Below are 14,622 nucleotides of genomic sequence, written 5' to 3' on the forward strand. Positions count from 1 at the left end.
ATCGTCATTCCTCCTGCTATCTTTTTCTATTATTCTACCTTATTTGATAGTAGATTTAAAACTTTGCAACAGAACCAATTATGATATCTGAACATAGTATGAGTAGCATGAAATTTGATATTGCGCTCGCTCTAGTGCTTGAATAATGTCTGATAGTTGAGATGGAGTACGAGCTTTGATAATGGCCCAACCATCTAAAAAAACATGAGCAAAAATGGCTTCTTGTGTATTTTCAATGACTACTCTAACTGCATCTACGCTCACTTTATCATGGATTCCATAAATCTTTACACGGATATTTTTCATTTATCCTCTCCCCTCATTTTATTACTTTGTTATCAAAATAGTATGAAATTTTGAAACCTGCAAGTTTGACGGCATTGTTAATATCACGATAGGATAGTATAGAGCTATCATAAGTAATTTGAGTAACATCGATTTGTGAATCAGTTCTGACAGCAACCACTCCAGTTACCTCGGAAATCGCTTGCTTAATAGATTCTTGGCATTTTTTACAATGCATTTCTTCAATTTTGGCAGATATTTTTGTTAGTACCATGGAATTAACCTTCTTTTTAGAAAAATTTTTTAGTTGTATATGTAGACAATATGCTTTTATTAATATAATTATTATAAAAAAAGAATTTGCAGAACTTGTGAAGATAGTGTGTTTTCATGATAGTACAAAAAGTGAGGTGCATCCATTTTATTTTTCTAAACTGTACCAATTTACCATTTGTATAATGAGAAATTGGGGCTAATATCATAAAAACCTTACCAAATCGTTTCATAAAGGATACATTGTTCTACAAATCTTCAAACAGAATATATCGCAAATTGTCATGAAAGTTTTGGTTATACATGTAATGCTGCGGACGATTGAACTGTGCCAGAATCTCATCCTCACGCGATTCGGGCGAGACAATATACATCATTATATTTTCCTAATCGATAGAGGACAAGTCATCCATGCGATTCATGCCTGACATAATAGAAGTTGATTTTTCAATTTCAAAAGCACATACAGATTTTCCCACTTTAGCAAACTAAATGACATCAATCCAATTGTTTTACGCAGGTGATCCGGTAAATCTTGAATTTTTTGCGGCAAACTAGGCAGTGAAAAATCGCCGAGTCGCTTTCCATCAACCATGCGACTGTGGTCATTCGAAGCAATCCAAGCCTGATAACCAATTGCGTTATCTGAGGTTGCTAATTGATATTGAATTTTCTGGTGTAAATTTTTTGTTTCATCTTTTCTTAGCTTATTTTGCACAATTTCCAGTGTTTTGTTCTCTGATACCTGGATAGTGATGGTTTCATTTTCACGAATGACATAATTGAGCTTACCAGTGTCATACATAAAAGTGGAAATTGCACCTAAATCTTTTGAAAATAAACCGCCCAGTAGATTAAGTTCGATGATACCGTCACGTAGTTTGAAATAATCTTCCTACTTGCCCAGTCGAATTTTTGATTTTGTCAAATAATTGTAATCATCGACAATTGCGGTGTTAAAAGGGGGAAAAATACTTGGTTCAAGAAAATAAAGAATGTTGGCAACTGCAGCCCCAAGCCCCCTGATTTTCTTCTCAGCCATTATATTAACGACCGTCAACATTTTGATTTCTTGACTACTTCTGAGCACTTGGTTGAGACTATCAGCAAGAGTTAATTGATTTTCACGATTTTCATAAATACCAGGAGCCCTTAGTTTGGATTTCCACATAAAAGCGTGTTGTGCGCCTTTGAAAATCTCAGACTGACTTGCAATTACATCCATAACTTTTTCAAGAGTAGACCCTTTGATGTCGGGTGGAAATTTGACATTGTTAATGCTATCAATAAGCTCTTGCTTATATTTTCTAACTTGTTTAAAGGCCCTCAAGCGTTTTTCACTTCTGATAAACCAGTGGTGATAGAGCAAACTATTACACTTTTTGTAATGATTAAATAAATCTTATCCATATTACCTATATTTTCTAAATGTATTATATGATAAATTTAAAAAAAGTCCGTCAGTTATGACAGACTTTTTTATTTATAAGTCAGCAAGCCTATAAAATCGGACGTCGTAGCCCACGTCCGCAATAGCGTCACTGATTTTTGACAGCTGAATTTCACTTTCATCAAATTTGATAACAGCTTCATCGTTTTTCAGAACCACATTAGCAAATTTAACGCCATTTATTTTGCTAATAGCATTTTCGACGACATGTTTACAATGCTCACAGTGCATATCTTCAATCTTTGCAATCACTTTTTTCATGGATGAAAGCTCCTTACTGACTGCCTTGACCTGTTGCCAAAACTTTACTGCCTTTAGGTAAATGTACGTTATTCAATAAAAGAGAGCTAATGACTACGGTGATTGAGCTTAATGCCATGGCGAGTCCAGCAAGCTCTGGAGAAAGGGTTAGTCCCAAAGTACTAAACAGGCCCGCGGCGATTGGAATACCGACGATATTGTATATAAACGCCCAGAAAAGATTGAGTAAAATACGATTGTAAGTTTTACGTGCCAAGACGAGTGATATTACCACATCCATCAAATCATTCTTGACCAGTACAATACCACCTGACTCAATGGCAATATCGCTTCCAGAACCCATGGCCACTCCTATGGTAGCTGTTGATAATGCGGGCGCATCGTTGATTCCATCGCCAACAAAAGCAACTGGGCCATTTTCTTGTAACTCTTTGATTTTCTGAGCTTTGTCCCCTGGCATTACGTCAGCAATGATCTCATCAATACCGATTTCGTCCGCAATGGCTTGTGCAACCAAGTGATTGTCTCCAGTCAACATGACTGTGCGGAATCCTGCTTCTTGCATAGCCCGTATGGCGGCCTTAGAGCTAGCCTTTGGCGCATCTTGAATGCCGATGAGAGCAATGATTTGATTGTCATAGCCGACTAAGACAACGGTTTTAGCTTGTGCTTGGAGCTCCGTCATCTGTGTTTTCAGTTCTGATGTCATGTTGAAATCTTCGGCTAGACGGTCATTTCCAATAAAAGCTTGCTTGCCGTCAATTAAGGCTTTCACACCTTTTCCAGAAATGGCTTCAAAATGCTCAATCGTTGCAGGGAGAACCTGCTTGTCTTTGGCTTCATTGAGCACAGCCAAGGCCAGTGGGTGCTCCGATGAGCCTTCAAGTCCTGCAGCAATTCGTAAAATATCATTTTCCGCAAAATTCCCTGTTGAAACAAGATCAGTCACTTGTGGTTTACCAATAGTGATGGTTCCTGTCTTATCCATGACGACAGTTTTAATGGTGTGAGTAGCTTCTAACACTTCACCATTTTTGATGAGAATACCAAGTTTGGCCGAGCGGGCCGTCCCCACCATAAGAGCGGTTGGTGTGGCAATTCCCAGTGCACATGGACAAGCAATAATCATAACCGACACTGCAAAAATAAGCGCAGTGACAGGACTTGCACCTAGGAAAACATACCAAACGATGTAAGTCAAAATCGAAATCATTAAAACGATGGGCACAAAGATATTGGAGATTGTATCGACCGTTTTTTGAATTGGTGCACGCGAATTTTGTGCTTGCCGTACCATCTCAGCAATGTTTGACAGCATGGTGTCGCTACCGACTTTAGTGGCTTTGAAAGTGAAAGCACCCGTGTTATTGAGCGTGGCTCCAATGACGGCATCGCCAGGGCCTTTTTCAACGGGCATAGACTCGCCTGTTACCATGGATTCGTCCAAAGTTGACGTTCCTTCAACGATTTCGCCATCAACTGCGACTTTTTCGCCTGGCTTGATGCGAATGAGGTCACCTTCGATGACTTCCTCAATCGGTAATTTGACAAATTCGCCATCTCGCAGAACTTCTGCTTCCTTAGCCTGCAAGTCCATCAACTTGTCAACGGCTGAGGAAGCAGAGGCTTTCATCCGTTCTTCAAAGACCGAACCTAAGAGTATTAGGGTGATGACGACAGCAACCGCCTCAAAGTAAGTTCCCATAGGACGCGTGAACATTGCGTAAAGGCTATAAAAATATGCTATCGTAGTACCTAATCCCACCAGAGTATCCATGTTGGCATGATGATTTTTGAAAGAGGCAATGGCTGTGCGCAAAAATGGTAGCCCCGAAAACCAGTAAACCAGAGAACCAAATACAAACAGAATCCAGACTCCATATTTTTCGCCACCTAACATGTGACCGCCAAAGCCCATGAACATATTGATGAGTAAAGGCACTGAGCCGATGACACCAATGATAAAACGTTTTGTAACTGACATCAATTTCTCCTTTTGAACTGCGATTGCGCAGGCGCTCGATTTTTGTTAGCGTCAAAATATTTAACACTTATTTTTGTTTTCTTATAAACCGAGCTAATATTCTGTAAATAATTATTTGACAGTGTAATGACCTTTTGCCATTTTCATTCCACAAGTCCATTCGTGATCACCTTTTTCAGTTGGTTTGAAGACGAAAGTGACAGGTTTATTGAGTGGCAAGTCACGCAATTCACCGTTGAAGATAATTTGCTGTGTGCAGCCATTATCAGTTGTGCGGGTAAAGGTGACTTCAGCAGGTTCGCCCGCTTTGAGTTTGAATTTTGCGGGGGAATACCCGCCATCGACTGTAACCGCAACTTTGTTGTTAATTTTTGATCCGAACATTTTAGTTTCTCCTTTTAAATAGATGTTGAGTGATATATGATTTTTAAATTTTCTAAGTGTAATTTCTTCTGTTATTTGATGATGATTTTGCCGTGAAACATGTGCATACCACAGGAATACTCATACTCTCCAGCTTTCGAGGTGTCAATGGTTATCACAACATCCTGCCCAACTGGCAAGTCCGCATCCACACCAAAATCTGGAAAAACTACTTTTTCAAGACAAGTCGTAGGGTCTTTGCGGTTGAAGGTCAATTTGACAGGAACGCCCTGCTTTAGTTTCAGGACAGCAGGATTATAGCCACCATTGACCACTACTGTTGCACTTTGCCCATCAGCGCTTATAGTAGCAGATTCTTGACTTACTTCGTGTTTTCCAAAGAACCACCAGGCGATAAAGACGATTAGGACGAGTCCAACGATGAGAACAATAATTTGAGACATAGGAACTCCTTTCTATAACATTAGCAGCTGTAATATTGCAGATTATCAAGACAATCGCAGGCGACTTCAGTGACTGAAGGTTTCTCTGCTATTTTATCATCAATAGCTACTTTATCATCCTCAGTGAAGTTGCTCGCATCAATCATTTCCAGAATGACATTCGTATGTTTTCGGGCACAAATTTTGTGCATAAAATCCTGAGCCATCTGAGCAATAGCCTCGTCCTCCGTACATGTTGCCTGATAAACGTATTTTCGACTGACGCGTTGGTTAGTAAGTAATCCTTTTTTTACCAATCTTGCCAGGAATGTTTTGATGGTGGATGGTGCCCACTGATAGGTTTTGTCCAACTTACTGTAAATCTGATCAGCCGTTGTTGCTCCTAGAGACCAAACAATCCGCATGACTACCAGTTCGCTATCAGAAATATTGAAGTCATTAGTATTGATATTATTTGTTGTCGTGCTTGTCAGTCCTGTAAGTTTTAGAGATGTTGCATGGTGACAGTTGTGATTTTTGATGTCCATTACTATGCCTTTCTTTTTTATTAATTAAAGTTTACACTTGTAGATTTGATTTGTCAAATAAAACTACGTATGTAGTTTTATCGTTTTGATTATTTAGCAGTGTATACAAAGAGAATTAGCATAAGGTAAAACCGTCTACAATATGTTTTTAATACAAAAATTCACTTCTCAAAAAATTGAGCTCACCGAAACAATATTCTTTGATCCAAGTTTTTTGGATTAGGGAAATTCAAAAAATCTAACTACTCATACCATCCATTAAGCCATTTTAGTATGGTCTACATTTTAACTTTTGTTATAATTAAAAACTTTTATCGTAAGGCATCTTCTGGTTTTTGAATTGGACATATTATTCACTTAGTTACAATAGATTTTTCTATTTTGTGTTTGGAATAGATTGTATCACCATGTGCTTTATGTTGTATCAGATGCTTTCTAGCCAATTTTTGAAATGGTTATTAATCTTTTAGCTATAGTGAATTAATGAATTTGTCGATAGCCTATGCGACTACGCAATGGTGCTGCGATTTGATAAAACTAGAAAATAAAAATTATAAGAAGGTGAAGGGGGTATACTGCATGAAAAACAAGAGAGTGTTCCACCAGAAATATGACACATGGTATCAATAAGGGTGAAAAACTAAACTTAAGAAATAAAATATAATGAAATAATATATCAAATTGTGAGAATGTCTTGTAAATTTTGTGAGGATTATGTGAAAATGGCTCATCAAACTGTTAAAACAACAAATAGCTTAGATATTTGTTGATAGAGGAGGGTAGAAATTCCTGCTGAAACTCCTTTAGATAAAAAATATTTGTAGTAGCAGTAGCTAATGCATGATAAGGATTGAGTTATTCGTATAAAGCTAAATTTTTTAAAATCTATAAATATTGGCTGAGCATTTTTATTTAAAATATGTATAATAGAATGTGAAAGGCGATTGAAATAATGAAAAATATTTTATTAGTAGATGATGAACAGCGAATGCTAGATTTGTTAGGGTTATATCTAGAGGGAGAAATTTACCACTGTGAAAAAGAAAATTTTGGAGTTCAAGCAATTCAACGTGTTGCTGAGGGGAACTTTGATTTAATCTTACTTGATGTGATGATGCCAGATTTAGATGGTTGGTCTGTATGTAAAAGCATAAGAGAATTTAGTGAAATACCTATTATTATGTTGACTGCTAAAGGACAAAATACAGATATTGCATTCGGTTTAAAAAATGGGGCGGATGACTATATCACAAAACCTTTTGATGAAACAATTTTGTTGGCCCGAATTGAAGCGATTTTAAGAAGAACAGTGTCTTCTGATAAAATTGGGTTTAAAAATTTAACATTGGACAAAGAAAATTTTCAAGCCTGCATCAATCAAAAACTATTAGATATTACTCCGATTGAATTCCAATTGCTAGAAATATTTCTGACACATCAGAACCATGTTTTCAGTAGGGCACAATTGATTGAACATATTTGGGGACTTACTGCGGATGTTGATAATCGTACTGTGGACTCCCATATAAGAAATCTGCGTGAAAAACTTCGTAAAGAAGGTTTTGATGTAGATAGTTCTCTACTTACAGTTTATGGAGTAGGCTATAAATGGCAAAAATAAAGGAAAAACGAAAAAGAAAAATTTCTGTTAAAATAGGCGGGTCTTTTTTGGCAGTAGTAGTAGCAATTGAGTTAGGTCTATTTATTAGTCTCTATCTTCTCATTGTTAATACATGGGTACGTGAGGAAGTTGATTCAGTCGTAGCTCAGGGACAGAATCATGCTTTGGTTCTTTCTGGAGATTTTAGTGCTGAAACGATAGAACATGTAGTACTGATGGAAGAAGGAAGCAGCCAAACAGCTATTGTAGTCCAAGACCCTTATGGGAAAACATTAAAATCATCACAAATAATAAATAGTCAAATGTCCAAGCATATTTCAGAACTTCGAAATGAAACAAAGAGTAAGACGGAGACTCTCCATTATCATTGGTTAGGAGATAAATATATTGTCTCAAAATCATCTATTCAAAAAAATGGGAAAATTTTAGGATCTGTTTATATGTTTTTGTCAACAAACCAGATTCAGAAAATGGTCTTCAATTTTACGGGAATTTTTGCCGTTTTAGTAGTGATTACTCTATTCATAACAGTCTTAGCTATTTTCTATATCACTCGTACGGTAGCCCGTCCGCTGCTAAAAATCAAATCAGGAACAGAGAAAATTGCACAAGGTGATTTATCAATTCGATTAAATGTAGATACAGAAGATGAGTTGGGAGAATTAGCAAAATCAATTGAAAATTTAGCAGAAAAACTTGAATTTATGAAACGAGAACGCGATGAGTTTCTTTCAGCTGTTGCTCATGAGCTGAGAACTCCGCTGACATTTATTAAAGGCTATGCAGATATTGCCAGTCGTTCTTCAACGACTCCTGAAGCTAAGGCCCAATATTTAGGTATTATCCGTGAAGAAAGTAACCGACTCACACAGCTCACGGAAAATCTAATGAACCTTGCACAGTTAGAAGAAAATGAATTTAAAGTTGAAAAACATCGGGTATTAATCAAAGAATTGACTATAGAGGTGGTTAGTAAAGTCACAGGGATGTTTAGTCAAAAGAAGATTAATCTTTTAGTTTCGGGAGAAGGAAATTTTTATGCGAATATTGATTTTATACGTATGGAACAAGTATTAGTCAACCTTTTGATGAATGCCTACAAATATTCCACTGAGGGATCAGATATTCAACTTACTGTTACTCCTGAAAAAGAAAATTTTAAAATCGTTATTGCAGATAAAGGTGAGGGGATTCCTAGGAAAAACCTCCCACATATTTTTGAACGATTTTATCGAGTAGATAAGTCTAGAACTCGAAAAACGGGTGGTGTTGGACTAGGTTTAGCAATTGTTCAGGACATTGTTAAAAAGCATAATGGAAAAATTGTTGTAGAGAGTATCCAAAATCAAGGGACTACATTCATTATTGAACTCCCATATAGTTAAAACACTAATTTATTTTCAGTGTTTTTTTATTTTCTGCACAAGTTCTGCAAATTCGTTAGATATAATAATCTCATTAAAATAAAATTTGCCAATGAAGCATGAGAGTGATAATAACGTCAACAACTCCTCTATTGTGGTTCATTGGCACATTTTATTTGAGAAGTAAGAGGAATAAATAGTGATATCATTGACAATAAATAAAATTGCTTTTGAACTCGGCCCTTTAATGATTAGATGGTATGCGGTTCTTATTGTTGGAGGTGCAGGTATTGGTGTCTGGTTAGCTTATAAGGAAGCGCCTTATCGTCATCTAACAGGCGAAGATATAATTGACTTTGTTATTTGGGCTGTGCCTTCAGGTTTAGTTGGAGCTAGACTCTATTATGTCATCTTTAACTGGAGTTACTATAGCAAATATCCCAATGAAATTATCGCTCTTTGGGACGGAGGAGGTGCAATTTATGGAAGCTTAATTGCAGGATCAATCGTTCTTTTTATCTTTAGTTATTATCGTATGGTCAATCCAATGGATATTCTTGATGTAGCTGTACCTGCAGTTTTTCTGGGTCAGTCCATCGGTAGATGGGGGAATTTTGTAAATCAAGAAGCCTATGGAAAAGTAGTCGAAAATCTAGATTGGTTGCCGTCATTTATTCAAAATCAGATGTATATTGATGGTAGTTATCGAATCCCTACATTTCTTTTTGAAAGCTTAGGAACTCTAATAGGTTTTATAATCGTCATTGTTTTCCGACACCGTCTAAAAAGCATACTCAGAGGAGAAGTTTTTGGTTTTTACCTTATTTGGTATGGTTCTCTTCGATTAATTATAGAAGGAATGCGAACAGATAGTTTGATGTTTGGAATGCTTCGAGTTTCTCAAGTTTTGTCGCTTATTTTTGTGTTAATCGGAACCTATCTTATTTTTTACAGACGCTTTAAAATTAAAAATGTTGAAGTCTACAATTTACCTAAAGGAGGGCAAAAAAATTGCCACAGTTCATAACATCTATCATCCCCTATGCTTTTATCTTAATTTGCCCTCTCATGATGCTCTTTATGATGAAGGGAATGCATGGTAAACATTCTGAATCAAGTTCTAATCATGAAGCAAATGAATTTCATCAAGCTGAGATTGAAGAGTTAAAATCTCAGAATGAAAAAATGTCAAGAGAATTAGAAGATTTGAAGAGACATATCTACTAAGCAAGCTACTTTTAGTAGCAAGAAGCCTATACAAAATATTTTGGACAAGCAATCAGTATAGGTTTCTCCCTGCTAAAATGCGGAATAATTCTAGATAAGGAGAAAAGTGAAAGAATACAAAATCAATATCAACGGAGTTCAAACGTTTCTCCATATTCAAGCTCTTTACTTTAAAGGAATAGTTTAGTAAGAAATTGAATTTAAAAATATAAGGTTTCTTTAGAAACAAAGGAATGATAAAAACTAATATGAAGAAAAAAATTATTTCTAGTCTAGTAATGTCAACAGTTACTTTGTCTGCACTGTCTCCTATTTTTGAGGTTATCGCAGATACAACTACTGATATTGCTAAACAGGAAGCGACTATTGCAAGCGCTCAATCAGAAAAAGATAAAGCACAATCTCAAGTTGATACCATCCAGTTAAAAGTAGATAATTTATTAAAACAACAGGAAAATACTAAGAAAAAAATTGAGGATGCTAAGAATCAGGCGAGAGCTCTTAATGAACAGATAGAAAAACTATCTCAAAGTATAGCTGAGCGTACAGATGCCCTTGAAGCTCAAGCTCGTAGTGCTCAGCTCAACAATACATCAAATAGTTCTCTCAACGCAGTGATTAACTCAAAATCATTAACGGAAGCCATTCAGAGAATTACGGCAATTGCTACTGTATCTAGTGCTAATAAACAAATGCTTAATGAGCAAATCAAGGAACAGAAAAGCCTTAATCAAAAATCTGATACAGTTAAACAAAATTATAATCAATATGAAAATCTTAAAAAGAATCTTGATGCTCAGGCTACTGATTTGAGAACCCAACAAGCAGAACTTAAAGTTGCAACTTTAAATTACCAAGCAATAATTGAAACGGCTCAAGATAAGAAAGCTAGTCTAATTAAACAAAGAGCGGCCGCAGAAGCAGTTGCAAAGAAAGAAGCAGAAAAAGCCAAAAAGATTGCGGAAATTCAGGCAGTTGCAGAAGAAACTTATAAGAATCAAACGCGTTTTTTAAATGATAGTACTAAGGGAACTTCAAATAATAAAGCTAGCAGTACTTCAACGACACCTTCTGGTGGCAAACCTTCAAATAGTTCAACTACCACCTCAAGTGAAGCATCTGAAAATACTCCTTCAAACGATTCATATAACTCCTCAAATACTGTTGCTGGCAGTAAAGCTTCGAGTGATTCAAATACATCCATTACAAATAATTCGAGCGGAAATGACTCAATAACTCCACCTAAAACAGGAACCCCAGGTTATAATCCATATGCCGGAGGAGGTTGTACAGATTATGTTTGGCAATATTTTGCAGCAAAAGGAATTTATATTGCAAACATTGTAAATGGGAATGGTGGTTTTTGGGGAACCAATGGAGTCAGTCAAGGAGTCCTTCGTCGTACTTCGTTAGCACCTGGTGTAATTGCCTCAGGATTCACTGATCAATTCACTGGCTATGGCACCTCAACAACTAGTGGTAGTTCTCCTTATGGTCACGTTGCAGTTGTTACGGCAGTTCACCCTGATGGTACCTTTGATGTACAAGAAGCAGGATATGGTGGTACATTCCCTTGGGGAAATGTACGTAAAAATTTAAGTCCTCAAAATGTAGTTTTCTTACTTCCAAATTAGGAAGACTTTAGATTATAAAATGATAAAAAAAGAAGTGCTTCTAGTTTTATCATTCAATAAAATTTATATACCTATTAGCATTAGTTGGACAAATTTTCCGCTTAAGTTAAACGTTCCCTTCCTCCATAATATTGGTGTAAAGATTAATGTAATATTTCCATCAAGAATGATAAAACCTATTTTAGTTTACATTGAACAAAAAAATGAAATTAAGGGAGAAAAGATGAAATTAAAGAAAAAAGTTTATATGGGAGTTTTTGTTCTAGCAACTACATCATTACTTGCTTCTTGTTCGTCGGGAAGTAGCTCTATTGATAATCAGCAGCAATTAAAAGACGATTCCTATAATATAACCTCAAAAAAAAGTTCTACAAATGTGAAGGTTAATATAATTTCTACTATCTCAGAAATTGCAGGAAAGAAAGAAACACATTACCAGTATACTGATGAATCAAAGAACAGCTATCTAGCTGGTGTGCCTATCGTACTTGATAAGGGAAAAGAAGCAACAATAAAGGTTTCAAATAACAGCAGTACAACCACCAATATTCATTGGCATGGTCTGAGTATCCCTAATAATCAAGACGGCCCAGATATTACATTAAAGAAAAAAGAGAAAAATACATTTAAATTCACACCAAAAGAGTCTGGGACTTTCTGGGTTCACTCTCATTATCGACCAGTGGAAAATCAGGTAACGAAAGGGATGTATGCTCCTGTAATTGTACGAACAGAGGCAGATAAAAGTTATGATCTAGATGAAATTATGATGCTAGGAGATACACTAGAAAACAATGATCAGAAATCCAAGATGTCTGGAATGAATATGGACGATATGGATATGAGTGAAAGTGATTCAATTAGTGATACGATAAATGGTAAGAAAGTAGCTCCAAACCTTGAACTTGGAGGAGGACAAATTGGGAAGTTGCGATTTGTTAATGCCTCTGCCAATAATTTTAAAACGGTTAAATTTCCTTTCAAGGTTAGAGTTATTGCGAAGGATGGTTATAACTTAGAAGAACCCTATGAAGTACGGAATTTCAAGATAGCACCTGGACAACGTTTAGATGTTGAGGTTGCGCTTATAGGAAAAGATAATAAAACTTACACAATCAAGGATGGAAATGCTAAGGTAAAAATAAAATACAAAGGTAACAACAAAACTAAGGCAATATCTCCATTCGTTCCTCTAAAAACAGATAATTTAGCAAAATATGTCTTAGATAAATCTCCTGATATTAGTATGAGACTGACCGAAGAAATGGAGATGAATACGTCAGGAATGAAAATGAAAGAAATGATTAATGGTGAGGTATTCCCAGATACAGGAACCTTTAATGTTAAAGTGGGACAAATGTATAAAGTTCAATTTGAAAATGCGGATACCATGGCAGGTATGTCACACCCAATGAATATTCATGGAGCGCATTTCCAAGTTGTTGAAAAAAATGGTCAACCAACAAATGATACGACGTGGTATGATACTTATCCAATGGATCAAGGAGTAAAGACAGATATTGCTATCAAATTTGATGAACCAGGTGTCTGGATGGTGCACTGCCATATTTTAAATCATGAAGATAATGGAATGATGGCAAGCTTTACTGTGAAATAGATAGAACGAAGTATATGTTTTTTACTTAAAATATGAATCTAGCACGGTTAAATGATAAATTGACTTCTAAAAAGAAATATTATAAAAGGTTCTGTTGCAAAGTTTTAAATAAAGAAAAAAATCCCTTACGGTATCTATGATTTAAGCTGGGATTCCCAATAATACCTTGATTTCAGTACAGACCGAAAACCCGAAGAGAGTGCCTTCTTTTCGGGTTTTCTTATATAATCCTCGGATGGCTTCCATGCCTTTTATTCGTGGAAAATGGACGAAACTTATATTAAAATTAAAGGGAAGTGGCATTATCTCTATCGTGCAATCGACTCAGAAGGCATGACACTGGATATTTGGCTAAGACGAAAGAGAAATACTCAGTCTGCTTATGCTTTCTTTAAACGACTATACAAGCAGTTTGGGGAACCGAAAGTTATCGTGACAGATAAAGCACCATCAATTGCTAGTGCTTTTAGGAAGTTACAAAAGCAGGGGCTATACAGCGAAACTGAGCACCGGACAGTCAAGTATCTCAATAACTTAATTGAGCAAGGTCATAGACCTGTTAAACGTCGAAAAAAACTTTATCAAAGTCTTCGTACTGCATCAACTACGATTAAGGGCATAGAAGCATTGAGAGGCATATACAAAAAGAACCGAAGAAATGGAACGCTCTTCGGCTTTTCGGCATCTACTGAAATTAAAGTTTTGATGGGTATACCAGCATAGTCAAAGTATCAGAATGGGACTTTTGTACTCAGTATTGAAACTTTGCAACAGAACCTTATTTTCTTAGTTATTTGAAGTACCACAACTACTGGTGTTATTAAATAAAAAAGGAATCATATCTCTTGAATGCGATTTCTAAATGTGTTAGATTAAAGTAAGAAACATATTATAATCTTTAGAAAGAGGTGGCTTATGATTTGGTCATTAATTGTTGGTGCATTAATCGGTTTAATCGCTGGTGCGATTACAAATAAGGGAAGTTCAATGGGCTGGATTGCTAATATCTTGGCAGGGTTAGTTGGATCTTTTGTAGGTCAAGCCTTACTTGGAACTTGGGGACCTTCGCTTGCTGGCATGGCATTAATACCATCCATTGTTGGTGCAGTGATTGTGGTTGCTGTAGTTTCCTTCTTCTTATCTAGAATGAATCACTAGATCTTAATATCTTAAGATCAAGAAAGGAGGAGTTTTGGCAACTGGAAAGAAAATAATACTCATTATCCTTGATCTCCTTTTACTTACGCTTGTTCTACCAATGACGTGGGATTATTACAATTTCATGGAGTATGATTGGGGGACAACGACCTCTAGTAACATTCCCTTCATAGGCAAATATATGGCAGACTATTTGTTTTGGGGGAACATCGTTTTAACAGTCATATTAATTATTGCCTTGATTGTAATCCTTTTTTACCCTCGAACCTATATGGATGTACAACTCACTTCAAATAATGGAGATTTAACTTTGAAGAAGTCTGCCATTGAAGGTTTTGTAGGTGAAAAAGTAAAAGAAAATGATTACCTTAAAAACTCAAAAATCGCTGTTTC

At 36.1% G+C, this 14,622-nt stretch carries 15 protein-coding genes and 3 pseudogenes; 9 read left to right on the forward strand and 9 right to left on the reverse strand.

The features are described from left to right. Nucleotides 1-78: 78 nt before the first annotated feature. The 8 genes and pseudogenes from HFD15_RS13250 to HFD15_RS13280 form a co-directional block, all read right to left on the reverse strand. Nucleotides 79-306 carry a hypothetical protein gene (locus HFD15_RS13250; protein WP_023189917.1) on the reverse strand — a complete coding sequence of 76 codons (228 nt, stop codon included), beginning with the start codon at nucleotides 304-306 and terminating at the stop codon, nucleotides 79-81. A gap of 13 nt (nucleotides 307-319) precedes the next feature. Further along, nucleotides 320-559 carry a heavy-metal-associated domain-containing protein gene (locus HFD15_RS13255; protein WP_023189918.1) on the reverse strand — a complete coding sequence of 80 codons (240 nt, stop codon included), beginning with the start codon at nucleotides 557-559 and terminating at the stop codon, nucleotides 320-322. A gap of 160 nt (nucleotides 560-719) precedes the next feature. Next, a pseudogene (locus HFD15_RS13260) lies at nucleotides 720-1,927 on the reverse strand (type II restriction endonuclease); the annotation flags it as partial. A 114-nt stretch (nucleotides 1,928-2,041) separates the two neighbouring features. Then, nucleotides 2,042-2,269: a heavy-metal-associated domain-containing protein gene (locus HFD15_RS13265; protein WP_017865334.1), complete on the reverse strand. Its 228-nt coding sequence runs from the start codon at nucleotides 2,267-2,269 to the stop codon at nucleotides 2,042-2,044. A gap of 13 nt (nucleotides 2,270-2,282) precedes the next feature. Beyond that, nucleotides 2,283-4,253 carry a copper-translocating P-type ATPase gene (locus HFD15_RS13270; RefSeq protein WP_017865333.1) on the reverse strand — a complete coding sequence of 657 codons (1,971 nt, stop codon included), beginning with the start codon at nucleotides 4,251-4,253 and terminating at the stop codon, nucleotides 2,283-2,285. A gap of 111 nt (nucleotides 4,254-4,364) precedes the next feature. Continuing rightward, nucleotides 4,365-4,637, reverse strand: a complete 273-nt coding sequence (locus HFD15_RS14440) for a cupredoxin domain-containing protein (protein WP_017865332.1) — start codon at nucleotides 4,635-4,637, stop codon at nucleotides 4,365-4,367. A gap of 71 nt (nucleotides 4,638-4,708) precedes the next feature. Continuing rightward, nucleotides 4,709-5,080 carry a cupredoxin domain-containing protein gene (locus tag HFD15_RS13275; RefSeq protein ID WP_017865331.1) on the reverse strand — a complete coding sequence of 124 codons (372 nt, stop codon included), beginning with the start codon at nucleotides 5,078-5,080 and terminating at the stop codon, nucleotides 4,709-4,711. A gap of 20 nt (nucleotides 5,081-5,100) precedes the next feature. Then, the gene (locus tag HFD15_RS13280) at nucleotides 5,101-5,607 is read right to left on the reverse strand and encodes a CopY/TcrY family copper transport repressor (protein WP_167593754.1); all 507 of its coding nucleotides are present in this window, start codon (nucleotides 5,605-5,607) and stop codon (nucleotides 5,101-5,103) included. 952 nt (nucleotides 5,608-6,559) lie between these two features. Here HFD15_RS13280 and HFD15_RS13285 point away from each other — a divergent pair. The 6 genes from HFD15_RS13285 (at nucleotide 6,560) to HFD15_RS13310 (ending at nucleotide 13,071) form a co-directional block, all read left to right on the forward strand. Continuing rightward, a complete protein-coding gene (locus HFD15_RS13285; RefSeq protein WP_167593755.1) occupies nucleotides 6,560-7,228 on the forward strand; it encodes a response regulator transcription factor in 669 nt (222 codons plus the stop codon). Then, nucleotides 7,216-8,613 carry a cell wall metabolism sensor histidine kinase WalK gene (locus tag HFD15_RS13290; RefSeq protein ID WP_167593756.1) on the forward strand — a complete coding sequence of 466 codons (1,398 nt, stop codon included), beginning with the start codon at nucleotides 7,216-7,218 and terminating at the stop codon, nucleotides 8,611-8,613. Before HFD15_RS13285 ends, HFD15_RS13290 begins: the two co-directional genes overlap by 13 nt. Before the next feature lie 178 nt (nucleotides 8,614-8,791). After that, the gene (lgt, locus tag HFD15_RS13295) at nucleotides 8,792-9,619 is read left to right on the forward strand and encodes a prolipoprotein diacylglyceryl transferase (protein WP_278216442.1); all 828 of its coding nucleotides are present in this window, start codon (nucleotides 8,792-8,794) and stop codon (nucleotides 9,617-9,619) included. Then, nucleotides 9,604-9,819, forward strand: a complete 216-nt coding sequence (locus HFD15_RS13300) for a DUF2933 domain-containing protein (RefSeq protein ID WP_017865326.1) — start codon at nucleotides 9,604-9,606, stop codon at nucleotides 9,817-9,819. The genes lgt and HFD15_RS13300 overlap by 16 nt, the downstream gene beginning before the upstream one ends. Nucleotides 9,820-10,067: 248 nt before the next feature. Then, nucleotides 10,068-11,453, forward strand: coding sequence for a CHAP domain-containing protein (locus HFD15_RS13305; protein ID WP_017865325.1), 1,386 nt, complete (start codon nucleotides 10,068-10,070; stop codon nucleotides 11,451-11,453). Between the two features lie 19 nt (nucleotides 11,454-11,472). Beyond that, on the forward strand, nucleotides 11,473-13,071 hold the full coding sequence (locus HFD15_RS13310) for a multicopper oxidase family protein (RefSeq protein ID WP_167593758.1): 1,599 nt from the start codon (nucleotides 11,473-11,475) through the stop codon (nucleotides 13,069-13,071). Between the two features lie 141 nt (nucleotides 13,072-13,212). Here HFD15_RS13310 and HFD15_RS13315 read toward each other — a convergent pair. Further along, nucleotides 13,213-13,326, reverse strand: a pseudogene (locus tag HFD15_RS13315) (IS6 family transposase); the annotation flags it as partial. Here HFD15_RS13315 and HFD15_RS13320 point away from each other — a divergent pair. The 3 genes and pseudogenes from HFD15_RS13320 to amaP form a co-directional block, all read left to right on the forward strand. After that, nucleotides 13,318-13,794, forward strand: a pseudogene (locus HFD15_RS13320) (IS6 family transposase); the annotation flags it as partial. The pseudogenes HFD15_RS13315 and HFD15_RS13320 sit on opposite strands and share 9 nt — an antisense overlap. A 192-nt stretch (nucleotides 13,795-13,986) precedes the next feature. Further along, nucleotides 13,987-14,229 carry a GlsB/YeaQ/YmgE family stress response membrane protein gene (locus HFD15_RS13325; RefSeq protein ID WP_003131025.1) on the forward strand — a complete coding sequence of 81 codons (243 nt, stop codon included), beginning with the start codon at nucleotides 13,987-13,989 and terminating at the stop codon, nucleotides 14,227-14,229. Nucleotides 14,230-14,263: 34 nt separating this feature from the next. Next, a partial coding sequence (gene amaP / locus HFD15_RS13330) for an alkaline shock response membrane anchor protein AmaP (protein WP_167593805.1) occupies nucleotides 14,264-14,622 on the forward strand: 359 nt, incomplete at its 3' end.

It is taken from the genome of Lactococcus sp. EKM203L, from assembly GCF_011800585.1.
GTDB classification, from domain to species: Bacteria; Bacillota; Bacilli; order Lactobacillales; family Streptococcaceae; genus Lactococcus; species Lactococcus lactis.